The 23,779-nt window shown below is 53.3% G+C and carries 27 protein-coding genes and 1 pseudogene; 21 read left to right on the plus strand and 7 right to left on the minus strand.

Annotated elements, in window-relative coordinates; genetic code table 11:
- Nucleotides 1-8: 8 nt before the first annotated feature.
- The 7 genes and pseudogenes from UM181_04250 to UM181_04280 all read left to right on the plus strand — a co-directional run bounded on the left by UM181_04250 (nucleotide 9) and on the right by UM181_04280 (nucleotide 6,394).
- On the plus strand, nucleotides 9-935 hold the full coding sequence (locus tag UM181_04250; GenBank protein WQC63827.1) for a sugar ABC transporter permease: 927 nt from the start codon (nucleotides 9-11) through the stop codon (nucleotides 933-935).
- The gene (locus UM181_04255) at nucleotides 928-1,746 is read left to right on the plus strand and encodes a carbohydrate ABC transporter permease (GenBank protein WQC63828.1); all 819 of its coding nucleotides are present in this window, start codon (nucleotides 928-930) and stop codon (nucleotides 1,744-1,746) included. The genes UM181_04250 and UM181_04255 overlap by 8 nt, the downstream gene beginning before the upstream one ends.
- A gap of 45 nt (nucleotides 1,747-1,791) precedes the next feature.
- Complete coding sequence (locus tag UM181_04260) at nucleotides 1,792-2,856, plus strand: ABC transporter ATP-binding protein (GenBank protein ID WQC63829.1); 1,065 nt, start codon at nucleotides 1,792-1,794, stop codon at nucleotides 2,854-2,856.
- 39 nt (nucleotides 2,857-2,895) lie between these two features.
- Nucleotides 2,896-3,624 (plus strand): SDR family oxidoreductase, encoded by a 729-nt coding sequence (locus UM181_04265; protein WQC64694.1) that lies wholly within the window; start codon nucleotides 2,896-2,898, stop codon nucleotides 3,622-3,624.
- 49 nt (nucleotides 3,625-3,673) lie between these two features.
- Nucleotides 3,674-5,311, plus strand: coding sequence for an FGGY-family carbohydrate kinase (locus UM181_04270; GenBank protein WQC63830.1), 1,638 nt, complete (start codon nucleotides 3,674-3,676; stop codon nucleotides 5,309-5,311).
- Nucleotides 5,312-5,363: 52 nt separating this feature from the next.
- Nucleotides 5,364-6,212, plus strand: a complete 849-nt coding sequence (locus UM181_04275; protein ID WQC63831.1) for a sugar phosphate isomerase/epimerase — start codon at nucleotides 5,364-5,366, stop codon at nucleotides 6,210-6,212.
- An 80-nt stretch (nucleotides 6,213-6,292) separates the two neighbouring features.
- Nucleotides 6,293-6,394: pseudogene (locus UM181_04280) on the plus strand (IS6 family transposase).
- 658 nt (nucleotides 6,395-7,052) lie between these two features.
- Here the strand turns inward: UM181_04280 and UM181_04285 are convergent.
- On the minus strand, nucleotides 7,053-7,364 hold the full coding sequence (locus UM181_04285; GenBank protein ID WQC63832.1) for a DUF2933 domain-containing protein: 312 nt from the start codon (nucleotides 7,362-7,364) through the stop codon (nucleotides 7,053-7,055).
- A gap of 179 nt (nucleotides 7,365-7,543) precedes the next feature.
- Here UM181_04285 and UM181_04290 point away from each other — a divergent pair, with 179 nt between their 5' ends.
- Nucleotides 7,544-8,299, plus strand: a complete 756-nt coding sequence (locus UM181_04290; GenBank protein ID WQC63833.1) for a L,D-transpeptidase — start codon at nucleotides 7,544-7,546, stop codon at nucleotides 8,297-8,299.
- A gap of 108 nt (nucleotides 8,300-8,407) precedes the next feature.
- On the opposite strand, the gene UM181_04295 is transcribed toward UM181_04290, so the two are convergent.
- On the minus strand, nucleotides 8,408-8,824 hold the full coding sequence (locus UM181_04295) for a helix-turn-helix domain-containing protein (protein ID WQC63834.1): 417 nt from the start codon (nucleotides 8,822-8,824) through the stop codon (nucleotides 8,408-8,410).
- A 70-nt stretch (nucleotides 8,825-8,894) separates the two neighbouring features.
- Here UM181_04295 and UM181_04300 point away from each other — a divergent pair, with 70 nt between their 5' ends.
- Together UM181_04300 and UM181_04305 are read left to right on the plus strand one after the other, a co-directional pair.
- Nucleotides 8,895-9,665, plus strand: coding sequence for a transglutaminase family protein (locus UM181_04300; protein WQC63835.1), 771 nt, complete (start codon nucleotides 8,895-8,897; stop codon nucleotides 9,663-9,665).
- Nucleotides 9,665-10,300, plus strand: coding sequence for a cation transporter (locus UM181_04305; protein WQC63836.1), 636 nt, complete (start codon nucleotides 9,665-9,667; stop codon nucleotides 10,298-10,300). The genes UM181_04300 and UM181_04305 overlap by 1 nt, the downstream gene beginning before the upstream one ends.
- A gap of 303 nt (nucleotides 10,301-10,603) precedes the next feature.
- On the opposite strand, the gene UM181_04310 is transcribed toward UM181_04305, so the two are convergent.
- Both UM181_04310 and UM181_04315 read right to left on the minus strand, forming a co-directional pair.
- Nucleotides 10,604-10,894, minus strand: a complete 291-nt coding sequence (locus tag UM181_04310) for a hypothetical protein (GenBank protein ID WQC63837.1) — start codon at nucleotides 10,892-10,894, stop codon at nucleotides 10,604-10,606.
- A 155-nt stretch (nucleotides 10,895-11,049) separates the two neighbouring features.
- Nucleotides 11,050-11,589 carry a hypothetical protein gene (locus UM181_04315; GenBank protein ID WQC63838.1) on the minus strand — a complete coding sequence of 180 codons (540 nt, stop codon included), beginning with the start codon at nucleotides 11,587-11,589 and terminating at the stop codon, nucleotides 11,050-11,052.
- On the opposite strand from UM181_04315, the gene UM181_04320 reads away from it, so the two are divergent.
- Nucleotides 11,573-12,229 (plus strand): Crp/Fnr family transcriptional regulator, encoded by a 657-nt coding sequence (locus tag UM181_04320; GenBank protein ID WQC63839.1) that lies wholly within the window; start codon nucleotides 11,573-11,575, stop codon nucleotides 12,227-12,229. The genes UM181_04315 and UM181_04320 overlap by 17 nt on opposite strands.
- Before the next feature lie 7 nt (nucleotides 12,230-12,236).
- Here UM181_04320 and UM181_04325 read toward each other — a convergent pair whose 3' ends face one another.
- A complete protein-coding gene (locus UM181_04325; protein WQC63840.1) occupies nucleotides 12,237-12,884 on the minus strand; it encodes a hypothetical protein in 648 nt (215 codons plus the stop codon).
- A gap of 1 nt (nucleotide 12,885) precedes the next feature.
- Entirely contained in the window at nucleotides 12,886-13,335 is a 450-nt protein-coding gene (locus UM181_04330) for a DUF411 domain-containing protein (GenBank protein ID WQC63841.1), read from the minus strand.
- Between the two features lie 138 nt (nucleotides 13,336-13,473).
- Between UM181_04330 and UM181_04335 the strand changes: the two genes are divergently transcribed.
- The 9 genes from UM181_04335 to UM181_04375 all read left to right on the plus strand — a co-directional run bounded on the left by UM181_04335 (nucleotide 13,474) and on the right by UM181_04375 (nucleotide 20,913).
- Nucleotides 13,474-14,193: a response regulator gene (locus UM181_04335; protein ID WQC64695.1), complete on the plus strand. Its 720-nt coding sequence runs from the start codon at nucleotides 13,474-13,476 to the stop codon at nucleotides 14,191-14,193.
- A gap of 5 nt (nucleotides 14,194-14,198) precedes the next feature.
- Nucleotides 14,199-15,650 (plus strand): ATP-binding protein, encoded by a 1,452-nt coding sequence (locus UM181_04340; protein WQC63842.1) that lies wholly within the window; start codon nucleotides 14,199-14,201, stop codon nucleotides 15,648-15,650.
- Nucleotides 15,651-15,788: 138 nt separating this feature from the next.
- Complete coding sequence (locus UM181_04345; protein WQC63843.1) at nucleotides 15,789-16,358, plus strand: L,D-transpeptidase; 570 nt, start codon at nucleotides 15,789-15,791, stop codon at nucleotides 16,356-16,358.
- Nucleotides 16,358-16,816, plus strand: a complete 459-nt coding sequence (locus UM181_04350; GenBank protein ID WQC63844.1) for a c-type cytochrome — start codon at nucleotides 16,358-16,360, stop codon at nucleotides 16,814-16,816. The genes UM181_04345 and UM181_04350 overlap by 1 nt, the downstream gene beginning before the upstream one ends.
- A gap of 13 nt (nucleotides 16,817-16,829) precedes the next feature.
- Nucleotides 16,830-17,411, plus strand: a complete 582-nt coding sequence (locus tag UM181_04355; GenBank protein ID WQC63845.1) for a cytochrome c — start codon at nucleotides 16,830-16,832, stop codon at nucleotides 17,409-17,411.
- 9 nt (nucleotides 17,412-17,420) lie between these two features.
- Nucleotides 17,421-18,305: a c-type cytochrome gene (locus UM181_04360; protein ID WQC64696.1), complete on the plus strand. Its 885-nt coding sequence runs from the start codon at nucleotides 17,421-17,423 to the stop codon at nucleotides 18,303-18,305.
- Nucleotides 18,306-18,320: 15 nt separating this feature from the next.
- Nucleotides 18,321-19,709, plus strand: a complete 1,389-nt coding sequence (locus UM181_04365; protein ID WQC63846.1) for a multicopper oxidase family protein — start codon at nucleotides 18,321-18,323, stop codon at nucleotides 19,707-19,709.
- Nucleotides 19,706-20,197 (plus strand): cytochrome c, encoded by a 492-nt coding sequence (locus UM181_04370; protein ID WQC63847.1) that lies wholly within the window; start codon nucleotides 19,706-19,708, stop codon nucleotides 20,195-20,197. The genes UM181_04365 and UM181_04370 overlap by 4 nt, the downstream gene beginning before the upstream one ends.
- Nucleotides 20,194-20,913: a DsbA family protein gene (locus UM181_04375; GenBank protein ID WQC63848.1), complete on the plus strand. Its 720-nt coding sequence runs from the start codon at nucleotides 20,194-20,196 to the stop codon at nucleotides 20,911-20,913. Before UM181_04370 ends, UM181_04375 begins: the two co-directional genes overlap by 4 nt.
- On the opposite strand, the gene UM181_04380 is transcribed toward UM181_04375, so the two are convergent.
- Nucleotides 20,910-21,104, minus strand: coding sequence for a heavy-metal-associated domain-containing protein (locus UM181_04380; protein WQC63849.1), 195 nt, complete (start codon nucleotides 21,102-21,104; stop codon nucleotides 20,910-20,912). The two genes, UM181_04375 and UM181_04380, sit on opposite strands and share 4 nt — an antisense overlap.
- A gap of 157 nt (nucleotides 21,105-21,261) precedes the next feature.
- Here UM181_04380 and UM181_04385 point away from each other — a divergent pair, with 157 nt between their 5' ends.
- A complete protein-coding gene (locus UM181_04385) occupies nucleotides 21,262-23,772 on the plus strand; it encodes a heavy metal translocating P-type ATPase (GenBank protein ID WQC63850.1) in 2,511 nt (836 codons plus the stop codon).
- Nucleotides 23,773-23,779 lie beyond the last annotated feature (7 nt).

Consider the following 23,779-nt stretch of genomic DNA (forward strand, 5'->3'; position numbering starts at 1 on the left):
TCGAAGTCGTGTCAGAAGCCGCAACAAAAACTGAGAAAATAAAACGTAAAGGCTCTCTCACACGGGACGAACGCTTGGTACGGGCCGCATTCATTGCCCCAGCCGTAGTTTACCTGATGTTTATGAGCATCTTCCCGTTCATCTATTCGGTCTACTTGAGCTTGTATCAAGCCAAGCTCACTCGATTGCACAAGAAATTCTTCGTTGGGTTCGAAAATTACGTAAATCTATTCAAGGACGAAGTGTTCCTAGCATCGCTGAAGAACACGTTCGTTTTGACGACAACATCGATCGTGTTCGAAGTCATTCTCGCCTTTGCCTGCGCAAAAGTGTTTTTGTCACTTAAAGAGCAGAAAACCGGGTACTTCCTGCGGTCTATGTCGATCCTGCCAATGATGATTACACCGCTCTGCGTAGCGCTTATCTTCAGCTACATCTTAAACCCGACCCTCGGTATCCTGAACTACATTCTCTCGGGTGTAGGTGTCGAACCAATTTCGTGGTTCGCCAATCCGAACCTCGCACTTTGGTCCATCATCGCGATCAATGTGTGGCAATGGACGCCATTCATGATGCTTTTGATGTTGGCTGGTCTCGTGTCGATCCCATCATCCCTATACGAGGCAGCTTCACTTGAAAAAGCCCGGTGGTGGCATGTCGCCCGTTGGATTGAACTACCAGCGATCAAGGACGTTATCCTGATCGGGATCATTCTTCGCGTTATCGATAATTTGAAGCTTTTTGATCTTGTGTACATCACGACCCGCGGTGGGCCCGGAGACAACACTGAATTGTTGACGTATTTCACGTATCGACAGGACTTTGCCTTCTTCAACGTTGGCTATGGTTCTGCAGCAGCTGTCATCATTTTGGTCATCAGCATCTTCGTCACAACCATTGCAGTTAGCTTCCTGAGGAAAATGCAAAATGCGTAATTCTAGTAATCTCGGCTCATATGCGGCTGCAATTTTCATCATGCTGGTGTTCACGCTGCCCATCCTTTGGATGTTCATGGGAGCGTTCAAAACACCCGTCGATATCTACTCGATCCCGCCAGTATGGTGGCCCGACTTCACGTACTTGGACAATTTCAAAACGCTGTTCGCGGAAAATTGGAAGTTTTTGCTGAACTCAGTGATAATAACACTCGGCGCGACTGTGCTATGTATGATCTTCGCACTTCCTTGTGCATTTGGTCTCGTAAATTTCCAGTTCAAGACAAACAATTTTCTAGCCGACTGGATCTTGTCTACACGGATGATGCCGCCGATTGCGGCAGCTGTACCGCTCTTTATGATCTTCAATGGCCTGGGGATGCTCGACACTCACCTTGCATTGATCATCGTCTACGCAGGCTTTAATCTCCCGTTCGCGGTTTGGGTGGCGATGTCGTTCTTCCGCAATCTTCCAAAAGAGATCATCGAGGCGGCGCGGATTGAGGGTTGCACCTGGTGGCAAACGTTTTGGCAGGTCGCACTTCCTCTCACTAAAAGTGGTATCGCAACGGTCTCAACATTCGTATTTATTTTTGCTTGGAATGAGCTGCTGCTCGCGCTTTTCCTCACATCCAGCGATGCGAAGACCTTCCCAGTGGTTATCTCGGGCTTTTCGACGCTGTCCAGAACGTACTGGGAATTCGTCTCAGCGGCGACAGTCATCCAGGTCCTACCACCAATCATTTTCACACTCATCATGCAACGACACATCGTGTCGGGTCTGACCATGGGCGCCGTCAAAAATGGCTAACCCTGCTCAGAAACCCACGCGAGATAATGCGAAAAGGAAACCAAGATGGGGCAGATAGAACTACACAACGTCAAGAAGAGCTTTGGCCAGGTCGACGTTATCAAAGACATCTCACTGGACATCAAAGATGGCGAATTCGTCGTCTTTGTAGGGCCCTCTGGCTGCGGTAAATCAACGCTTTTGCGTTTGATTTCTGGTCTGGAAACGATGAGCGGTGGATCTGTCTCAATCGCAGGTAAAGATGTCACCGACGCGCAACCCTCAGACCGCCAGATCGCAATGGTCTTCCAGTCTTATGCGCTTTTCCCGCACCTCTCGGTGCGCGATAATGTGGCCTTTGGTTTGAAGATCGCGAGTCTGCCCAAGGGCGAAATCGACGCGAAGGTCACCGAAGCTTCTGAAATTCTCGGACTGGAAAAACTTCTTGATCGTAAGCCGCGTGAGCTGTCAGGCGGTCAACAGCAGCGGGTGGCTATCGGCCGTGCGATTGTGCGCAAGCCTGCTGTGTTCTTGTTCGATGAACCACTGTCCAATTTGGACGCTGCTTTGCGTGTTCAGATGCGGATTGAGCTGGTCAAACTTCACGCGTCACTTGATGCGACAATGATTTATGTGACCCACGATCAGGTTGAAGCAATGACGATGGCAAACCGGATCGTTGTCTTGAGAGACGGCGAAGTCGAGCAGTTTGATACGCCCGTTCACCTTTACGACCGGCCAGCCAATGTCTTTGTGGCAGGCTTCATCGGGTCACCGAAGATGAATTTTTTCCAGGCTAAACCAAAGTCAGACAGCACTGTGTTGATTGCGGATAAAGTTGAACAAACCATTTCGGATGTCCAATCAACCAAAATGACATCGAAGATGACACTTGGGATCCGGCCCGAGCACATTTCCTATTCCCACGATGCGGGAGACTGGCAAGGGACGATCACGGTTGAAGAGCAGCTTGGCAGTGACGCCTTTCTTTATGTGGATGTTCCAGAGCTTGGCCAGCTTACCGTTCGCGCTGTCGGTGAACGTAGCTTCGGGCGCGGGGATACAATTTTCCTCAGTTTTGATCCTGAACGGTGTCACCTGTTCGACGCTCATGACCAACGCATCAACTAACCAGCAGCTTCGGCTTCAATTCTGCGGAGAATTAAAATGATGGTAAACTGTCTAGCGGGAAAAGTGGCTGCCATTACGGGCGCCGCATCGGGCATTGGTCTTGAAACAGCCAAATCGCTTTTGGATGCTGGCGCGAAGGTTGCGCTGGTGGACTATGCAGAAGAAAAGCTGGTTCAACTTTGTGATGACCTTGGCGAAAACGCCTTCCCAATCGTCACAAACCTTTTGGATCCCAAAAGCATATCCAAAATGGTTCCAAGCATTTTGGATGTCGCCGGAAAAATCGACATTTTTCATGCGAACGCAGGTGGGTACATCGGCGGTCACGTGATGGAAGGCGATCCCGATGAATGGGATCGCATGCTGAACTTGAACATTAATGCAGCGTTTCGCACCGTGCATGCCGTCTTGCCTATTATGAAAGAGAATGGCGGTGGCGACATCATCATGACGAGTTCGGTGGCTGGCGTTATACCCGTTGTTTGGGAGCCAGTTTACACAGCATCAAAACATGCAATTCAGGCCTTCACCCATACCGTTCGACGCCAAGTCGCCGAACATAGCATTCGCGTTGGAGCAATTTTACCAGGCCCTGTTGTCACAGCACTGCTTGATGACTGGCCACAGGCAAAGTTGGATGAAGCGCTCGCGAACGGTAGCCTTATGGAGCCCAAAGAAGTTGCGGACTGCATCATGTTTATGCTGACCCGTCCACGCCACGTTACAATCCGCGATCTGGTGCTCGTTCCGAACAATCTTGAACTTTAACGGACCTCTTGATCCATCTTTGGGACCTCAATCGGAGTTGCAGGAACGTATGACTATTAGCACAAACCACTATTTCGTTGGAATAGATGTAGGAACAGGAAGTGCGCGCGCAGGCATTTTTGATGAAGCCGGACGTCTTCTTGCAAGTGTAGCTCATGATATTGATCAGTTTCGGTATCCCGGTGATATCGCGGAACAATCAAGTGAGAATATTTGGGACTGTGTGTGCAAGAGTGTCACCGCAGCCCTGAAAACGTCTGGCATAGCGGCGTCAGATGTCAGAGGCATTGGGTTTGATGCAACATGCTCTCTGGTCGTTCTCGGTAAAGACGAGCAGCCCCTCACGGTAAGTGCTACGGGTGAAAGCGCCCAGAACATTATTGTTTGGATGGATCATCGTGCGATTGCGCAGGCCGTTCGCATCAACGCAACGAACCATCGTGTCCTCAATTACGTTGGCGGCTGTATCTCACCGGAGATGGAAACGCCTAAACTGCTTTGGCTGAAAGAGCAGATGCCCGAAACCTATCACGGCGCAGGCCATTTCTTCGATCTGACTGATTTTCTAACGTGGCGCGCAACTGGCGATCGTTCGCGCTCAGTTTGCACGGTGACCTGCAAATGGACGTATCTTGCTCACGAAAAGTCGTGGGATCAGAGTTACTTTAGGGCCATCGGTCTAGAGGAGCTGATCGATGACAGCTTTGCGCGGATCGGTCAGTCCATTGTTGATGCAGGTACACCCCTCGGAAGCGGCCTATCTCCCAAGGCCGCTTCCGAGTTGGGATTGCAAACTGGCACACCTGTCGGTGCAGGGTTGATCGATGCTCATGCCGGTGGCCTTGGGACAGTCGGTGCCGAAGGTCTGCCACAGGACCGAATGGCGTATGTTTTCGGAACATCTGCGTGCACGATGTCCTCCTCCAAAGAGCAAGCTTTTGTGCCTGGCGTTTGGGGTCCTTATTACTCGGCGATGGTCCCGGGGCTCTGGCTCAGCGAAGGTGGTCAATCCGCCGCTGGTGAAGCCATTGCCCAGCTCATGCGGTTTCATCCCGCCTATGATGCAGCAGTTTCAAAAGCCGCAGATACGGGTCAGCATCTACTTTCCTATCTTCTAGAACAGATCGCTGAGATGGTTGATGACGTTTCCGATGCAATACTGCTGACGAAAGAGAAAATCGTTGTCCCTGAGTTCTTGGGCAACAGAGCACCATTTGCCAACCCAAATGCGAAAGCTATCATTTCGGGTTTGGATGCAGATATCACAATGAGCAGTTTGATAAGCCTCTATGTCGCTGGGATATCAGGCCTTGGGTACGGATTGCGCCAAATTCTAAATGTGCAGGCCAAGAACCGCGTGAATCCAAAACTGGTCGTCATAAGTGGCGGAGCGGGAGAACACCCAATCGTTAAGCAATTGCTTGCCGATGCAGCAGATATTCCAATCGCAGAATCAGGCTCTTCGGAACCGGTATTGTTAGGGTCTGCGATGTTGGGTGCAGTTGCATCTGGTCACAAATCAACAGTTGCGCAAGCGATGAAGGACATGTCGTCGCTGGGTCGTGTCTACACGCCTGCAACCGGGCAGCATCAACAGCGACACACCCGTCGTTTCCAAGCTTTTGAAGCATTGCAATCATCTGCGCTGTTGGCGCGAGAGACGCCCGATGACGTCCAAGGCGGTTAGCGTCACTGTTGGACGGCGTTCAAACAAGACACGAAGAAGGAGAGGAAGAAAAATGCAAGGATTTGGTGTTCATACCAGCATGTGGACCATGCAGTGGGACCGCGAAGGGGCAGAGCGCGCGGTAAAGGCTGCGGTCAATTATAACATGGATTTTCTGGAGATCGCACTTCTTGATGCACCGTCGGTTGATGCCGAACACACGCGTCAACTGTTGGAAAACCACGAGATGAACGCCGTTTGTTCATTGGGCCTTCCAGAAGCTGTTTGGCCGTCAAGAAACCCAGAGGGAGCAATAGATTATTTGAAGGTTGTACTCGATACCGCTAAGGCGATGGGCACCATGGCGGTTTCTGGTGTCGTGTATGGGGGTATCGGCGAGCGTTCAGGCCAACCACCCACTGAAAGTGAGCTGTCAAACGTTGCCGGAGCGCTTGAAGCTTCTGCAAAGTATGCGAAGTCGCTTGGATTGCAATTCGGGATCGAACCGGTCAATCGCTACGAGACACATTTGCTCAACACTGGCTGGCAAGCACGTGAAATGATCGAACGCATCGGGTCGGACAACATTTTCATCCACCTCGACACATATCATATGAACATCGAGGAAAAGGGCGTGGCGAACGGAATTCTGGATGCGCGAGAACACCTTAAATACATCCATCTGTCGGAAAGTGATCGCGGAACGCCTGGTGAAGGCTGCTGTAATTGGGACGAGGTGTTTGGCGCGCTTGCCGCTATCGAATTTAAGGGCGGCTTGGCTATGGAGAGCTTCATTAACATGCCCCCAGAAATTGCGAATGGTTTGTCCGTTTGGCGTCCGGTCGCACCAAGTTTTGAGGAGGTTATGGATAGAGGACTGCCCTTTTTGCGAAACAAAGCTGCTCAATACCGACTGATCTAACGAACGTCTGTACAGGCGTGGACGGTACTATCAGACAAAACTAACTTGAGCCGTGCAGTGCGGTTTCGTAGCCTCGCCGTATGACAAAACACTCTCCATTCAGGTACTTTAAAACGAGCCTTGAGATCATCTGCTTGGCTGTGATGCTTTACGTTCGATTTCCGTTGTCACTCCGTAACGTGGAATATTCATAGAGTGTCTTTGTTTTCTGTGGACCGCTTTTGGGACCGCTTTTTGAAATCTGTATTATTTTAAGTATATGATAATAAATAATTTTATTGAATTAGTTTTGCCGTGTGGGGGCACCACTTAAATCAATAACTTAAAAGATAAACATCTGAACCCATTATTGTTTTGGGTTACAAATGGGTTACAAAAAACATCTGTTTGACAGTAAATTAGGGTCTTTTTGATACGATCAGGCAGGTCAAAACCCATATCTCATCTAAGGCGGAAACTACGTTTAGATTCGAACTTAAGGGGCAGCGTCTGATGTGAGCTACCGCGAATATCGCGAGACAGACGCTGACGACAAGGAGGTGGCAGCGCGCCAAATCCGGCTAGCACTTGAAGCAGAACAGTAGCGCGGAGAAATCAGTGAGCCCGTCCAAAGGTGAATAAGACGACTTACGGCCCAATTAGAATGTGAAACCCGTTCTGCCATCAGCGCAAGATACACTCTGAAGCTGATCGCCTATGCCCCCTTGCAAGAAGCATCCCTCGGGAAGAACCAGATCACGCGCAACAGAGCTTTCGTCATACGGACATTCAGTTTCCACGGTAGAGCACTCGCCGAGAGTGATGAGGCTCGCGGTTGCTAGCGAAAGACGCCATGCAGGCCTACGATTGGCGGGCAACTTCCGGAACCGATGCACGAGCGTCTTCGAAGCTAGCATCTGCAACGGGTTCTTGGTCCTGTTCCTCTTTCGAGCTGTGGCATGATTTGCCCATCATTTTGAACATTAAGACGTGTGCGCCAATGCAAAGTGCGATTGGCGCAAAAAGCCCGAGATTGTTCCACATCCCGGCAATCGTCCCACCCGCAAGCAAGAATGCAGCGACAGGAAGCAACATGACAGCGCAGCATACCATCATGCCGTAATGCATCAGTTTTGACGAACCCGCTGTTTGCTGCTGATCTTCGTTTGCCATAGTCCATTTTCTCCATACTTTTCTGGAGCACAGCCTTACAAGCTTCCAGTAGACGAGGGTCAAGGATACATTTCGATAAATATTAGCACTAGCTACCCGATCACATTCGCGTTTACTGTTCTGGATGATTGATAGAATCGTTGTGTCTAAGAGTCTTCAAAAGTCCCAAGGGCATCTCGATGCCTACCCCGAGTGCTTGTAAGGCAAAGCCAAAAGAGAAGAACATATATCAGTTGAATAGGCGCCATTTTCTGACTTCTACTGCCGCCTTGTTTGCAGCACCGTTGCCGACACTTGCGCAGGAACAGGATGTTGTCGAGGCAAAGAAAACACCCATATCCGACAGATCCATGTGGGCGAGATGGGATGCGCGGGTAACTCCGTCAAACTATGACCCCGCAACGTCAAACCCTTGGGGCTTGCATTCCCGTTTCTTGCCGCAGCGAGTTGCGGCGAATCCTGGCCTCGTGCCCGGGGACATTCATGTAGATGCCATCGCAAGATATCTCTACCACATTCAGAGTGATGGTACGGCCATGCGTTACGGCGTGGCGATCGCACGGGGTGATTTGTATGAGCCGGGCATCTACAACATCAAACGCAAGGCGCGTTGGCCGATATGGACCCCAACTGCATCAATGATTGAACGCGAACCAGACGTTTACGGGCCCTTTGCTGATGGAATGGATGGCGGACCGACGAACCCTTTGGGATCGCGCGCGCTTTATCTTTACGAGGGGAACCGGGACACTTACCTGCGCATCCACGGAACACCTCAACCAAGATCAATCGGTAGCCGGGCGAGCTCTGGATGCGTGCGCATGGTGATGGCACATATCATTGACTTGCATGCCGAGGTCAGAACCGGTTCGACAGCATTCCTCTATCCTCCGGAGAATGCTGTGACTGCGCCAAGCGAATTTGATCTGACCTAAGTGAGGGCCAATTATGCTCAGGTGCAGAGTAACACCTTAAGAAATCATGAGATTCGGGAAGACGTAGCGCATTTTGGAGTGGTGCGTCGAAATTTCCGCTTTAGCGGCTCAATGTTTTCTGTGACAGAGCTCGTGATCAGCCAAAGATGCAAGAACGTAGCAGTCTTCCGATACACCCTGCCCATCGCAGCCCTTGGAAATCCGCGCGAGTTCCTTTTCCAGCAATTTCAGCCGTTTGATTTTGGCACGTACGTCTGCGAGCTGAGCGACGGCTATGTCGGTTGCTGCCTCGCAGGATCGGTCTGGGTGATCCTGTAGTTCGATCAGCGAAGAGATAGCTTCAATCGAAAAGCCCAGATCACGGGCGTGGCGGATGAAACTCAGCCGTTCCAAACCTGCTTTGTCGTAGCGTCGTTGGTTACCGCTCGTGCGCTCGGCTTCTGCAAGAAGCCGCATTTCCTCATAGTAGCGGATCGTTGGAACTTTGACCTTTGTGCGCTTTGAAAGTTCGCCGATAGAAAACATGAAGAAACCCCTTGAACCTCTAGTCACTAGAGATTGTAGATAAGGTGGGACACAGACTCAAGAGGCCACCATGACTGACCAATACCTGTCCCAGACACCCCTTCTGGACTTTGAAGCACCCCCCATTCAGCGGCTAATTGCTGACCGCGGCTGGCTGTCCCTTTCACAAACCGACCGGATTGGCGCTGCGTATGACTTTGTCCGCAACGAAATTCTGTTCGGCTACAATTCTGATGATGCGTTGCCAGCCTCCAAGGTGCTGGCTGACGGCTACGGGCAGCGCAACACCAAGGGCACCCTGCTTATGGCGCTCCTACGCGCCCTTTACGTGCAGTGCCGCTTCCATGGCTTCACCATCGACAAACGGTTGCAACGCGGGGTCGTGCCAGAGCTGGTCTATCCGCTTGCTCCTCGAAACATTATCCATTCATGGGTCGAAATCTTTCATGATGGTCAGTGGTTGAACCTTGAGGGCTTTATTCTGGATGCCCCTGTCCTCGCGGCTCTCCAAGGTGCCTTTCCTGAGCGCCAATCTCTCTGCGCCTACGGTGCGGGCACAGACTGCCTGCAGGACCCGAACGTCGAATGGCGAGAGGCCAGCACTTACATCCAAAAGACTGGCATCAACCACGACTTCGGCAAATTCGATGATCCTGACGCGTTCTATGAAAATCACAGGCAGTTGTCGGGTGTGAAGGGAGTTTTGTATCGCCTAATCGTGCGTCACTGGATGAATCACCGCGTCAAGAAAATGCGGATAGGCCATGTCCCAACGATCCCAGGGGGCGAGGCGAACCTTGTTCCGGTTCAATCAAACTTTCAAACGCGGGAGGCGATCTGATGGCAGGTTGCTGCGGACATGACGCCAAATTTGACGGCGTATCGGACGACTACAAACGACGACTTTGGATCGTTATTGCACTAAATGCGATAATGTTCGCTGTTGAAATGACGGCGGGCCACTTGGCGCAGTCACAGGCTTTGCAAGCCGATGCGCTAGACTTCGCGGGCGATGCAATGACCTACGGTATCTCTCTGGCCGTCATCGGGGCGTCACTTCGCGCCCGCACCAATGCCGCGCTGTTCAAAGGTTTCAGCCTTTTGCTCATGGGGCTTTGGGTCTTAGGATCGACAGTCTATCGCGTTTTTTATGTCGGGGTTCCCACAGCCGAGATTATGGGCGCTGTCGGTTTTCTGGCTTTGCTCACGAACCTTGCCAGTGTGATTTTACTGGTGCGCTACAAGGACGGTGACGCCAACGTGCGGTCCGTGTGGCTATGCTCGCGCAATGACGCCATCGGCAATGTCGCCGTCATGTTCGCAGCCTTGGGCGTCTGGGGGACAGCAACCGGCTGGCCTGACCTGATTGTCGCGACGATCATGGCGGGGCTTTTTCTGTCATCATCGTTCCAGATTGTGCGACAAGCGCTCGTGGAACGGAGGGAAATGATCGACCACGGGCACGCGGAGGCATGATATAGGGCGTCCTGATATACGGGTTTGGCGATTAGAGCCGGAACGCTAGCCGCGATCTTATTTTCTGTAGCCTCTCCAGCGCCAGGTTTGTTGTCTCCAAAACGCTATACCGTGCTTGCTCCGGTATCTGTGCATGCTCCCATGTTAACCTTGTTTGGGAACCTTATCCTACTTGGGATATGCGGCTGGGTCACCTTCGCTGAACTTCACTTGAATGACTACTATGGGGAAGCAAGCGCTTGGCATATGATTTTGCATTCGCTGGGTTTGACCCCCTTAGACCGGAACGCAGTGCTCTCTAACTCAACCCGCCTCACTTTGTTCCGGCAGTCTGGTGCAAATTGGCCGACCGCCTTTGGTGCGAAGTGGGAGGAAAGTGGTTTCGACTGGACCGGCGTGCCGGTAGACATAGCACCCGTCAGTTGTGTCTATCATCACCGCATTGAGGTCCTGAAAAGGGGCGGCAATCGCCAAGACGCCTTCCGGCAACTCGTCGACAAATGGATTAAGCGGAACGTCATCTTCAGGCGCAACGCTTGCACATGCCGAAAGCCCAAAGAGAGAAATACAAAGCAACAGAATTCGGTAGTTCATCAAGTCATCCTCAAATGCCAGCAAAGCATGACCAAGATTTCTAGCTTTGACCAGTGCAAACTTCTAGCAACGTTAGTCACTCATTTGTATTAACTTCATTTGTCTGATGGTTGTGATAAAATTCCTTGTCAGGAAACTTGCCTACGCCTTTCAGCTTAGTGGACATCACCTCCTCGGGCAATCATCAAGTGATGCTCTTGGTGGTGAGCACCTATCGTCATCAGGCCGATGAAACCCAACGCAGCAATCTGTGTCGCATCTCCTGAAACACGCATGGTAACGCCGCTGTCGATCTCTTCGACCACAACGCCCCATCCGGTCTGCGCAGCAAGGAATGGTGCATGAGCAGGGACCATTGTTTTGATTGCCCGCTGCGTGCGCCCATCCCCGGTGATGACGAAGCTTGCGCCTTGCGGGGTAGGGGATGCGGCAACACTGGCGTCCGTAGCGACCAAATCCATATCGATCAAGTGCTCTCGCAGGGCCGTGATGTTGACCTTCGACCAGTCAGTGCTGGCGTCTTCCCGCAAAACTTGTGTGATTTCGGCAATCGCAGCAAATGCACCTTGACCAGGCTGTGACAACACAAGGTTGAGTTTCCCACCCATATCAGCGTGATCTGTGTGCGCGTGTTGTGATGCCGCCAATGTCGCCAATGCGATCCAAGCAAAGAAGCTAGTGAGTAAGATCTTCATTGATCTCTCCATCGATTTTCCAGAATTGCGGATACCAACCTGCTTCAAGAACCTATATGATCCTGATCATATGATACCGACGCCCTTCAACCTTTTGCCAAAGACGGCTGTAAAATCGTTAGAAGTGCAGAAGGGAGATCATCTGTTTCGCGACGGCGATCGGACGTTTGGTCTTTTTGTTGCCTATGATACCACCGTGCATTTGGTCCGGGTAAGCGAGGACGGCGAAACCATAATGATACATCGCGCGACGCCTGGAACGTGGTTTGCCGAGGCATCGCTTTTCTCTGAAACCTATCACTGTGATGCGGTGGCACAACAAAACGGAAGCGTGCTCATCATCGACAAAACAGCGGTCTTAAAGGGGCTTCAGGAGCATGACTTCGCGAAGGGATATTGGAAGATACTGTCTGTCCAAATTCAGCAGGCACGACAGATGCGTGAAATTCTTGCCATTCGGTCAGCCAAAGACAGAGTATACGCCGGGGTCGTAGCAGGGTTGCTGATCGGAACTGTCATCGACTTCGCGGCCACTGTTTCGCTGACCCATGAAGCCACATATCGCGCTTTGCGAGAATTGGTTTCTGAAGGCAAACTACTCAACCCCCGGAGAGGCATCTACAGACTGCAGCACCTTTGACCAGCTCTTATGATCTGCTGAAAAGTTGCGTCAGCGCCATGGACAGGAGTGTGACCATGAGCACGAGACCAATGCAAGCGACCATCGTCACCAAAACCGGCCTTGCTGACAATGGACCTTTCTTGGTGTCGGCGGAGTCGGATAATACGGCCAAGTAGGTGAACACCGCACCCGGCAGAAGCGCGTAGAGGTATACGCCCGATATGTTCTCGAACAGAAAGGAACGTTCGAGTGTTGGCCCGACAACAAGGAGCGCCGTCCGGCGGTCACCGCCAAATGAGCCGAACCAATCCGCGGACAGGACGTAAACCAAGACATGCAGTGCAACGAAGGCAACCGCGCGCGCAGAGATATCCAAAGCGATATGGCGAAGTGCCGGTCGGCTGGTGTTCTGCAAGACCCGATTTGCTGCAATGAAACCAATGTAGTTGATAAAGAAAATGACAGGCAAACCGTTGGTGACAACCTGCCGCGAAAAACGACTGAGGGCTGTTGTGTTTGTCACCAGTATCTTGGCGAAGTCCGGCGTAAGGGCGACGAAAAAGACCAGAAATGGCAGCAGGCTTAGAATGCTGAGAAGCGTCAGGTTCCAGCAAAACAAACCGAAAGGCAGATTAAGGCTGAAGTGTTTGCGAAAGGTGTCTTGCAGCGCCACTTCAGGCGTAGCTTGCGAAAACCTGCGTTGAACCATCGTTCAGGACAAGCAAGACTTCATAGGGGTCACCTGTTCCCGCCGCACCCATCCCAGGCGAGCCCATGGGCATTCCGGGAACTGTCAATCCACGTGCGTCTGGCGCTTCGGCAAGCATACGCTGAATTTCGCGGGCTGGAACATGGCCCTCAACAAAATAGTCGCCTATGAGCGTTGTGTGACAACCGGACAGGTCGGACGTGATGCCAAGGCCATCCTTCATGGCCCAAAGAACCTCTTGATCGACGTCTTCAACCTCGACGGAAAAACCGGCATCTACCATCCGTTCGACCCAAGCCGTGCAGCAGCCACAAGTTGGCGTCTTAGCGACTTGCATAAGGGGTGCAGTTTGCGCAACTGCGGGACCTGCCACAAGCAATCCTGACGCTCCTACGATGAAATGCCTTCTGTTCATGGGGTATTCCTCAGTTGGTTCGTACAAAGGTAGATTTTGCGGCCCGCGAAGTCGAGCGGCGTACGGCTACCGATCTTGTTACATTTGGTTACAAACATGGGACGGGCATTCCCCTTCCACAACAGTTATATGACCCATATGATCGATATGCCGCACATTCTGGTCGTTGATGACCACCTGGAAATCCGAAAGTCCGTTTCTCGCTATCTTGAGCGTAATGGGATGCGCACCTCTGTTGCCAAAGATGCAGAGCAGATGGACACGAAGCTGACTGAGGCGAAATTCGATCTCATCGTCTTGGACATCATGATGCCGGGAGAGGATGGATTGAGCGCTTGCAAGCGTCTTCACCAAACGTCGAAAACCCCTATCTTGATGCTGACCGCGATGGGCGATGATGATGATCGGATTGCTGGACTTGACGGTGGTGCGGATGACTACTTGTCAAAACCATTCAATCCTAAAGAATTGCTTGCGCGTATCAACGCCATCCTCCGGCGCACGCAACAGATTCCGGAAATCGAGCCCTTTTCCGGCAAAAAGCTCCGCTTTGCCCATCTGGAATTAGATTATGATGGGCGCACTCTTTTTGATGAAGATGGCAACAGGACGATGCTGACAACGAGTGAGTTGAAATTACTCACGATACTCTTGGAAAGACCGCGGGCGGTGTTCAGCCGCGACCAGCTTCTTGAACTCAGCGCGGGCAGGGTAGCCGGCCCGTTGGATCGGACGATTGACAATCAGATCAGTCGCTTGCGCCGCAAGATCGAGCAGGACGTATTGCGGCCTCGCGTCATCGCGACGATCAGAAATCGCGGCTATAGCCTTACCGCCGAAGTTGAGGTCATGGAGTGACGCGCATGGCTTGGACACTAAGAACACAAATTGCGTTGCTGGTTTTGGGTGTGCTGTTTGTAGCCCAAGCGCTCAGTCTTTGGTTTTTTGTGGATGAACGATCGCTCGCGGTGCAAGCGGCGATTGGTGCTGAAGCGGCTGGCCGCGCTGCCAATGTTGCGCAGTTAGTCGAAGGGGCACCCGCCGATCTACATGCCCGGATCATTCAGGCGGCGACATCACCCTTGGTGAGATTTGACCTATCTGACGTGCCATCGGTTGCACACGGCAATCACGACGATGGAGGCGCCGTCGAGGCCCGCGTGCGCGCATTGCTCGGTGACAGCTACAGCCGTGATATTCGGGTTGAGGTTCATGAGATTGAACAAGGTTTGCTACCGTTACCAAACCTATCGCCTGAGATGGCCGAGATGCATGCAGAAATGATGCAGGGCAGTTTGGCCGCGATTGAAATGGAGCTATCCATCGCCTTAGCAGGTGGGGACTGGCTGAATGTCGGTACACGGTTTGAGCGGCCACCTTTGCAATGGTCGACCGCGTCTAACGTGTCCTTTGTGTTGACTGCAACGCTTCTGTTGCTTGCGAGCTTTTGGTTCCTTCTCACGCGATTGACTGGCCCGCTGAATACGTTGGCGGATGCCTCTGAGCGATTGGGACGCGGCGCCGGCGAGGGATCACTGCCTGTAGTAGGTCCCAAAGAGGTCCAGGATCTGACAAAGGCCTTTAACACGATGCAAGACCGCCTGACTCGGTTTGTTTCGGATCGCACACAAATGCTGGCCGCACTCGCCCATGATCTGCGATCGCCGCTGACGGCCCTCAGAGTGCGCGCAGAAATGGTTGACGATGATGAAACGCGCGCGTCTCTCGTGGCATCCGGTGAAGAGATGCAGCAGATGGTGGATGCAACGCTGGATTTCGCGAAAGGCGTTGGACAGCATGAAGAGGTCTGCCCAACAGATATTCACGGGCTACTCTCGGGATTGGCGACAGATGGTCTATCGCTCCTTTCGGACCAACCATTGATCGTACCTGCCAAACCAAGTGCTGTGCGACGCGCTCTTCGAAACCTGATCGAGAATGCCATTCACTATGGAATGGAAGCGCGTGTTTCTTGGGAAGTCGTCGATGGGTATGCTAAAATCCAAATTGACGATCAGGGTCCCGGAATTCCAGAGAATGAACTTGAGGCGGTATTTGGCCCCTATGTGAGACTTGAGACATCGCGATCGCATGATACTGGCGGTCATGGGCTCGGTTTGTCGATCGCAAGAAGTATCATCCTTGAACACGGCGGTTCAGTCACGCTCACGAACCGTCCACAGGTAGGGCTTCGCGCCACTGTGCGACTTCCATTTGAACGCAACGTAAAGCCCCATGTGTCCTCAGCTGATGCGCCCGATACGCCCCGATCGAAGAGTGACAAACGTCGCGCTCTTGGCGTGACAACATCGTAACACACCGCGTGGGTGCAACATTTCCGCGGCTGCCCAATAGGCGTTACATATCAGTACAAAAAACCAGCGCGCTGACTCTTCATGAAATCCCACTGTGCAGTTAGAACTGAGGGAAAGCAGATAAAAAAAGCAAGTTAGATGAGTAAGAAAACGCAACTTCTATCGCGCCGAACCTTTGTTTCAGGTATCGGCGCTACCGCCTTGGCGGCCCCTTCCATCGTGAACGCACAGGCATTGGAAAAAGTGAGACACAACGTGGCGTCGTTTCAGCCGCATGAATGGCAGGATCATTTTGACGCCATCGGCCAAGGCATTCTTTTGGCGGACACCGGATCACGTTTCCTGCAACATTGGACGGCCGATGGTGAGATGCGGATTTATCCAACATCAGTACCATTTTCTGAAGACTTGACCCGGCTCGGATACACGGAAGTGATCGACAAGAAAGTCGCGCCGGGGTGGGGCCCAACGCCAGCCATGCGTGAACGCAATCCTGAGTGGCCCGCCTATATCGAAGGAGGTGATCCACGCAATCCTCTGGGGTCACATGCTCTGTATCTGTCCTGGCAGTACTACCGCATTCACGGCACGCAGGATACACGCAAGATCGGACGCCGGTCTTCAAACGGATGTATCGGCCTCTACAATGAACAGATCGAAGAGGTGTTTGGCCGCACACCTATCGGCACACAGGTTAAGCTTCTCTGATGGATAAATCTGCGTTGTTTATTGTCACCTTCTTTGTGGTCGGTGGCGCTGGACTTGTTTGGCAGCAGATGCAGCCAGCACCGCCAGTGAATGGCCATTCCATGACGCCTGCCAATCTGTCTGGTCTGGAAGTCGGTGATCCGATTGTTGAAGTGAATATGCCGTCGGAGCTTTCTGCAAATGCTCAAGTCGGTGAGCAAGTGTTTAACGTTGCCTGCGCCGAATGCCACGGTACGAATGCAGCAGGACAAAATGGGATCGCACCGCCATTGGTTCATATCACCTATGTACCCGGGCATCATGGCGACGCTTCATTTCTCCTCGCGGTCAGGAATGGGGTGAGAGCGCATCATTGGAAGTTCGGCAACATGCCCGCCGTTGAAGGTCTGACCGACGGTGATGTGAAGATGGTTGTCGCCTACATCCGCGAGCTCCAAAGAGCCAACGGCATATTTTAGAAGGGATACGAGAATGCGCACAGGACTGGTAATTCTGACGACAGCAAGCATCATCGCGGCAACGGCAGCTTTGGCACACAAAGGTGCAACCGGTGTCGTGTTGGAGCGGATGCAAGGCATGACCGCTTTGGGTGATGTCGTTAAAAAGCTGACCCCAATGATGCGTGGCCGGACACCTTTTGATGCAGATCAGGTGCGCGCCGGTGCAGATGTGATGGTCACACATGCGGGCCAACAAATGACCAGCCTGTTTCCAGAAGGTTCGGTTCAACCAGTCTCAAAAGTGTTGCCATCTGTTTGGGAAGACTGGGACGAGTTCGTAGAGCTGGCCGAACAGTTGGAGTTGCGTGCAGAAGGTCTGAAGTTGAGTGCCGACGTTGGTTTGGCTGCGAGCCAAGCTGATCAAGCGGCTTCAATGATGGGTGGCGGCATGATGGGATCCGATCAGGCGCCCGCAATGGGCGGTGGTATGAGTGGCTCAGGCGACATGATGACAGTCGATATGTTCGCGACCATGCCAACAGACACAGCATTTGCTGCAGTTGCGCAAACATGTTCTGCGTGTCACCAAAAATTCCGCGCCGAGGAGGACTAGGCCGTGGGCATATTTCGTTGGGTTGTCGGGGCAGGTTTGCTTGCCGGCGTCGGAACAGTGGCTGCTACGATCGTTTGGCCGATTGGCAAGGAAGTTGAAGAGATTGCATTGTTCGGCGATGTGAATAAGGGTGCCTACCTCGCACGTGCGAGCGGATGTATCGCGTGCCATACGAATGCGGAAGAGGGCGGTGCACCTCTCGCAGGAGGAGCACCTCTCAAAACAGACTTCGGCACGTTCTATCCGCCGAATTTGACCACCGATTCTGACTACGGGATGGGAAGTTGGTCAGCCGAAGATTTTGCGCGTGCGGTCCGTCAGGGCATCTCGCCCAACGGCGAACCTTATTATCCGACCTTCACCTATCCCTTTTATGCAAACTTCTCGGATCAGGATATTGCAGACCTTTGGGTCGCGTTTCAAACGGTGCCACCAGTGGCTGAAGCCGCACCCGAGCACGATGTTTTCTTCCCGTTTGACCAACGATGGGGTCTCAAGCTTTGGCGGGCTGCTTTCTTGGCCACCCCGGATACCGCCCCTGAACCGGACAAGAGTGATGCTTGGAATCGAGGCAAAGTGCTCGTCAACGGGGCGACACATTGTGCAGCCTGCCATACACCAAGGAATGTTGTAGGCGCACGGATCATATCCGAGCGTTTTTCAGGCAACGCCGATCTGCCCGTCGGTGGAAAGGCGCCTTCGATACTTTCAAGTGACCTTTTGGCGGAAGGTTGGACCGCAGACGACCTCGCCTATGCACTGCGCTCAGGCATTACCCCGTCGGGTGATGTCTTTGGCGGATCTATGGCAGAGGTAGTTCAATTTGGCACAAGGTTCCTAACCGATGATGATTTGAACGCGATGGCGACGTACATCATGGACAGCGATACCTAGAAAGGTTTTTTATCTATGCGCAGCCTTAACCGCCGCCAGTTCATAGCTTCAGCAACTGCACTCGCAACCCTCCCCAGTTCACGTGCATTTGCCGACGCAAACGCTGACCTCTTGTCTGCACAAGAGGTCAGCGTCCAACTTTTGCCGGATGACTATGGTCGGACGACACTTTGGGGTTTTAACGGGAATGCGCCAGGTGCCGAGATACGGGTCGCGCAGGGCTCGCGGGTCAAACGCATGCTCCGAAATATTCTGTCACAACCAACGTCGGTCCATTGGCACGGAATCCGCATCGACAATGCGATGGATGGTGTCTCGGGCCTCACCCAAAACGCCGTTCTGCCTGGCGCAGAATTCGACTACGACTTTGTCGCGCCTGATGCAGGCACGTACTGGTATCACGCTCACAACATGTCCACGCAGCAGGTCGCGCGTGGTCTATACGGCCCACTCATTGTCGAAGAGGCCGATAGAATCGACATCGACCGCGAAGAGGTTTTGGTCTTGGATGACTGGCTGGTCAATCCCGATACCGCCCAGCTGGACGATGATTTTGAAGCGTCGCATGCCCTCAGCCATGCAGGTAGAATTGGTAACTTCATCACCACCAATGCGACGTACAATCTGGTCCTCAATACACGTAAGAATGAGCGTCTGCGTCTGCGCTTGATCAATGCATCGAACGCTCGGATCTTCCCGCTGCAACTGCAGGGTCTCGATGGATGGACGGTTGCTTTGGATGGTATGCCTTTGGCGGTCCCACAGAAAGTGACGGAAGCGCTAGTTTTGGGGCCTGCCCAGCGAGTTGACCTGATCATCGATGTGATTGCGGACTCAGGCGAGACGGCGCATCTTGTCCACCTCGGGCAACAAGAAGCATTCAGTCAGGTTGCGTTTGAAGTCGGCACTGGTGGAGCGACCACCAGACGGGCGGCGCCTGATGCGCTGCCGCCGAATAATTACACGCCTGTAGATCTTGGAAAGGCGACCGCACTGACCTTGAACATGGAAGGCGGTGCCATGGGCGGATTGCGGACCGCCACACTGGGTGGCGAAGAAAAATCGATGCGCGAGATTGTCGATGCTGGTCGGTTTTGGGCGTTTAATGGCGCCGCCGACGGAATGGATGGTCCACCTCTCGCGCGGGTAAGTATTGGCGAGCATGTTCGTGTGGCAATTCGCAACGACACTGCGTTTCCGCATGCGATGCACTTGCACGGCATGCATTTTCACGAAGTCGCCGAGGATGGTTCTCTCGGATCACTCCGCGATACGACACTTCTTGAAAGAAACACCTCGCGCGAGATTGCATTTGTCGCGGATAATCCCGGAGAGTGGTTGCTGCACTGCCATATGCTGTCCCATGCCGCATCAGGGATGATGACACGGATTGTGGTGGCATGACACGCCGCACGCTGCTTTTCGGGTTTGGCTTTCTGGCCTTGGCGGCCGGAGGGGCTGTTGTTCTGGCGCAGTCAGAAGAAGAGGTTGCCCTGGCTCCATCGGATTTCCCAGTCGATATTGTAGCGGGGGCAGAGCTCTATGGACAGTATTGCGCGTCCTGTCATGGTGCAAACCTCGAAGGCCAAGAGAACTGGCGCAGTCCCGGAGCGGACGGACGCCTGCCAGCCCCCCCACACGATGAAACTGGTCACACTTGGCATCATGCCGACAGCCTACTATTCACCTATACCAAACTTGGCGGCCGAGAGACTTTGGCGGCGCAAGGCATGGATTTTGACAGTGGGATGCCCGGGTTTGGTGAACAACTCAGCGACGAAGAAATCTGGAATATCCTTTCCTACATAAAATCCACATGGCCCGAGCGCGTGCGTGCTGCTCAGGCTGAGCGCACTGCCGCTGACACAGCGGCGCAGGGAGATGAGCGATGAAGAAACTACTGATCAGTACTGCCATGTTGGTGATCCCGTTCATGGCGGCCGCCGATGAGCTGACCGAAGACAGGATCAAAGAGCTTGTGCTGGAAGCAATTCGCGAAAATCCGGGAATTGTCTTTGAGGCCGCGCAACTCTTTGAAGAACAACAGCAGGCTAACCAGGCGCTGGTTGCTGCTCAGGTTCTGGCAACAGAGAGAGAAGCCCTTGAGCGCGACCCGAATGCGCCCGTGCTCGGAAACCCTGATGGCGACGTCACTGTGGTCGAATTCTTTGACTACAACTGCCCGTACTGTCGGCGAGTAAAGCCACATATGGAGGCCTTGCTTGCGGCAGACCCGAATGTACGTGTGGTCTACCGTGAGTGGCCGATTTTGGGCGAAGGGTCAGTCTTTGCGGCACGCGCTGCATTGGCATCGCGCAACCAAGGCAAATATGAAGAGTTTCACTGGGCAATGATGGAGCTGAGCGGTCGGGCAGAAGAAGCAAGTGTCATGCGCGCCGCCGAAGACATTGGCCTTGATGTCGTACAACTGCGCCGGGATATGAACGCGCCCGAGATCGACGAGCATATTGCGACGTCCATGCGTCTGAGCCGTGCAATGGGATTTAGCGGAACGCCCTCATTCGTGATTGGCGACAGTCTGGCGCCGGGCCTGATTGATGCTGACCAAATGATCAGCCTGGTCAATCAGGCCCGCGCAAATAACTAAGCGGCGGAGGCTTCATAGCCTGCACCAACGATCGCTGTTTGGACGTCAGATTGCGTAAGGTTGCTTTGAACAGTGACCAAGCGTAGATCAAGGTCGGTGGTGACAACCGCCGACGGATCTTTGGCTTTGATGCCCTTTTCAATTGCCGAGGTGCAATGGCCGCAACTCATTCTGGGTACGCTGAAAATCATATCGCTCTCCGTTCATCTTCTTCCCTTAAGATGCGGCTTCCAGTTGGTGGAGGGTCAACCCGAAATTTGTTAAATCTGAAAAAATTCCAACTTAGGCCTTGAGCTTCCAGTGGCTGGAAGCCTTATCTCTATTGCGAGAGTTCACAGGAGCCGCACGATGACCGAACAAGAAACCGTCAATTTATCCATCGAAGGCATGAGTTGTGCTTCCTGTGTCGGCAGGGTCGAGCAGGGGTTAAACGGTGTGGATGGCGTGACCAACGCAACCGTTAATCTTGCGACAGAGGCGGCGACGGTGACGGTTTCTGGGCCGGACGGCCTGAAATCCGCCGTCAATGCTTTGACCGACCTTGGATATCCCGCCCGTACGTCGCGTATCACATTGAACATCGCATCAATGACATGCGCGTCCTGTGTTGGACGTGTCGAGAAAGCCTTCATGACGGCACCCGGCGTGCTTGAGGCGTCGGTCAACCTCGCGGCGGAAAATGCAACTATTGTGTATGTCACCGGGGCGACGACAGCCGAACACCTTGTCGCTGTCAGCAGCGACGCTGGCTACCCGGCCGAAGTCGCGCAAGCAGACGCGCAGGCCTCGCGTTCAGAGAACAAAGCCGATGAAGCAAAGGCCCTCCTGAATCGCGTTGTTTTCGCAGCCATCCTTACTGTGCCCGTGTTTGTTCTGGAAATGGGTGCGCATACAATCCCCAGCTTTCACCATCTGATCGAACGTACCATCGGCATTCAAACATCTTGGCTCATTCAATTTGTTCTTGCGACGATTGTTCTCTTTGGCCCGGGGTGGGGGTTCTTCGCTAAGGGTATCCCCGCTCTGCTGAGACGTACGCCTGATATGAACAGCCTCGTGGCTCTCGGTACAGGTGCAGCATGGAGCTATTCGGTTGTCGCAACATTCCTGCCGCAGGTGCTGCCGGATGGTGTCCGTGCGGTCTACTTTGAAGCAGCAGCTGTTATTGTTGTGCTTATTTTGCTTGGGCGGTGGCTCGAGGCACGTGCCAAAGGAAGAACCGGCGCCGCGATTCAAGCGCTCTTGGGATTGCAAGCAAAGACAGCCCGCGTTTTGCGTGATGGTGAAACCGTCGAGGTCGACATCGACAGGCTTGCAATAGGCGATCTCGTCCTTGTGCGCCCCGGTGAACGGATTCCGGTTGACGGCGCCGTCACTGAAGGCAGCAGCAACGTTGATGAAAGCATGATCACCGGCGAACCGCTTGCAGTGCCAAAAAGCGCTGATGATTTCGTCACTGGCGGGACCGTCAATGGCACCGGCAGCCTGACCTTCGCAGCCACACGGGTTGGTGCAGATACGACCCTCGCACAGATCATTCGCATGGTCGAAGAGGCGCAGGGTGCAAAGTTGCCCATCCAGGGTTTGGTGGACCGCGTCACCATGTGGTTTGTGCCCGCTGTTCTGGCACTTGCACTGCTGACCGTTATTGTTTGGCTTTTGATCGGTCCTGATCCCGCCCTGACCTTTGCGTTGGTTGCAGGCGTATCAGTCCTGATTATCGCATGCCCCTGTGCAATGGGCTTGGCAACGCCCACCTCAATTATGGTCGGTACCGGACGGGCTGCCGAAATGGGTGTATTGTTCCGCAAAGGTGATGCGCTGCAGCATCTCAACGAAGTTGAAATCATCGCGCTGGACAAGACCGGCACTGTGACTGAAGGCCAACCAACACTCACAGACTTGATCACCACACAAGGCTTTGAACGCTCCGGAACCCTCGCCCTAATAGCTGCTGTTGAAGCGCAGTCAGAACATCCTGTTGCCGAGGCCATCGTGCGCTCGGCCGTCGAGGAAGGTCTGGATTTCCCCACTGCGACAGATTTCCGATCCGTGACCGGCTACGGCGTCGAGGCTATGGTCGACGGTCGAAAAGTGCTTGTCGGTGCAGACCGATTTATGGCGCAGCAAAACATCGACACCAAAGCGCTTGAGGCTGACGAACGCTCACTGGCAGAGCAGGGGAGGACAGCGCTCTACGCGGCGATCGACGGATCTCTGGCTGCCGTGATCGCTGTTGCTGACCCTGTCAAAGCGTCCAGTGCCAGCGTCATCGAAGCTTTGCACGCCCGCGGGCTCAAGGTCGCGATGATTACTGGGGACAAACAGGAGACGGCTGATGCCATCGGTCGTGCGGTTGGGATCGACGAGGTGATTGCTGGCGTATTACCTGATGGAAAGGTGAAGGCTCTTGAAAGACTAAGGCAAGGCGGACGCAAGATCGCCTTTGTCGGCGATGGCATTAATGATGCGCCTGCACTTGCACACGCCGATGTTGGGATTGCTATTGGTACAGGAACTGATGTCGCCATCGAGAGCGCAGACGTCGTGTTGATGTCCGGCGACCTGCGCGGTGTTGTGAATGCGGCCGAGGTGTCACAGGCGACAATGCGCAACATCCACCAGAACCTTATCTGGGCATTTGGATATAACGTTGCCTTGATCCCGGTTGCGGCAGGTGCGCTTTACCCGACCTTTGGATTGCTTCTGTCACCGGTTTTCGCTGCCGGTGCCATGGCACTTTCATCAGTCTCGGTTCTGACCAACGCCCTGCGTTTGCGGCGCATCAGGCCAAAAATGCCCGATGCAGCGCCACTCAAGGGCAGATCACCCCAATTGACAACGCAGCCCGCAGAATAGGAGTTCG

It is taken from the genome of Alphaproteobacteria bacterium US3C007, assembly GCA_034423775.1.
Lineage (GTDB): Bacteria > Pseudomonadota > Alphaproteobacteria > Rhodobacterales > Rhodobacteraceae > Thalassovivens > Thalassovivens spotae.

What these genes read in the sequence shown, in the direction of transcription:
- UM181_04255 (WQC63828.1), top strand. Translation starts at nt 928, where the DNA reads ATGCGTAATTCTAGTAATCTCGGCTCATATGCGGCTGCAATTTTCATC.
- UM181_04260 (WQC63829.1), top strand. Translation starts at nt 1,792, where the DNA reads ATGGGGCAGATAGAACTACACAACGTCAAGAAGAGCTTTGGCCAGGTC.
- UM181_04265 (WQC64694.1), top strand. Translation starts at nt 2,896, where the DNA reads ATGGTAAACTGTCTAGCGGGAAAAGTGGCTGCCATTACGGGCGCCGCA.
- UM181_04270 (WQC63830.1), top strand. Translation starts at nt 3,674, where the DNA reads ATGACTATTAGCACAAACCACTATTTCGTTGGAATAGATGTAGGAACA.
- UM181_04275 (WQC63831.1), top strand. Translation starts at nt 5,364, where the DNA reads ATGCAAGGATTTGGTGTTCATACCAGCATGTGGACCATGCAGTGGGAC.
- UM181_04285 (WQC63832.1), bottom strand. Translation starts at nt 7,364, where the DNA reads ATGGCAAACGAAGATCAGCAGCAAACAGCGGGTTCGTCAAAACTGATG.
- UM181_04290 (WQC63833.1), top strand. Translation starts at nt 7,544, where the DNA reads ATGCCTACCCCGAGTGCTTGTAAGGCAAAGCCAAAAGAGAAGAACATA.
- UM181_04295 (WQC63834.1), bottom strand. Translation starts at nt 8,824, where the DNA reads ATGTTTTCTATCGGCGAACTTTCAAAGCGCACAAAGGTCAAAGTTCCA.
- UM181_04300 (WQC63835.1), top strand. Translation starts at nt 8,895, where the DNA reads ATGACTGACCAATACCTGTCCCAGACACCCCTTCTGGACTTTGAAGCA.
- UM181_04305 (WQC63836.1), top strand. Translation starts at nt 9,665, where the DNA reads ATGGCAGGTTGCTGCGGACATGACGCCAAATTTGACGGCGTATCGGAC.
- UM181_04310 (WQC63837.1), bottom strand. Translation starts at nt 10,894, where the DNA reads ATGAACTACCGAATTCTGTTGCTTTGTATTTCTCTCTTTGGGCTTTCG.
- UM181_04315 (WQC63838.1), bottom strand. Translation starts at nt 11,589, where the DNA reads ATGAAGATCTTACTCACTAGCTTCTTTGCTTGGATCGCATTGGCGACA.
- UM181_04330 (WQC63841.1), bottom strand. Translation starts at nt 13,335, where the DNA reads ATGAACAGAAGGCATTTCATCGTAGGAGCGTCAGGATTGCTTGTGGCA.
- UM181_04335 (WQC64695.1), top strand. Translation starts at nt 13,474, where the DNA reads ATGATCGATATGCCGCACATTCTGGTCGTTGATGACCACCTGGAAATC.
- UM181_04340 (WQC63842.1), top strand. Translation starts at nt 14,199, where the DNA reads ATGGCTTGGACACTAAGAACACAAATTGCGTTGCTGGTTTTGGGTGTG.
- UM181_04345 (WQC63843.1), top strand. Translation starts at nt 15,789, where the DNA reads ATGAGTAAGAAAACGCAACTTCTATCGCGCCGAACCTTTGTTTCAGGT.
- UM181_04350 (WQC63844.1), top strand. Translation starts at nt 16,358, where the DNA reads ATGGATAAATCTGCGTTGTTTATTGTCACCTTCTTTGTGGTCGGTGGC.
- UM181_04355 (WQC63845.1), top strand. Translation starts at nt 16,830, where the DNA reads ATGCGCACAGGACTGGTAATTCTGACGACAGCAAGCATCATCGCGGCA.
- UM181_04365 (WQC63846.1), top strand. Translation starts at nt 18,321, where the DNA reads ATGCGCAGCCTTAACCGCCGCCAGTTCATAGCTTCAGCAACTGCACTC.
- UM181_04370 (WQC63847.1), top strand. Translation starts at nt 19,706, where the DNA reads ATGACACGCCGCACGCTGCTTTTCGGGTTTGGCTTTCTGGCCTTGGCG.
- UM181_04375 (WQC63848.1), top strand. Translation starts at nt 20,194, where the DNA reads ATGAAGAAACTACTGATCAGTACTGCCATGTTGGTGATCCCGTTCATG.
- UM181_04380 (WQC63849.1), bottom strand. Translation starts at nt 21,104, where the DNA reads ATGATTTTCAGCGTACCCAGAATGAGTTGCGGCCATTGCACCTCGGCA.
- UM181_04385 (WQC63850.1), top strand. Translation starts at nt 21,262, where the DNA reads ATGACCGAACAAGAAACCGTCAATTTATCCATCGAAGGCATGAGTTGT.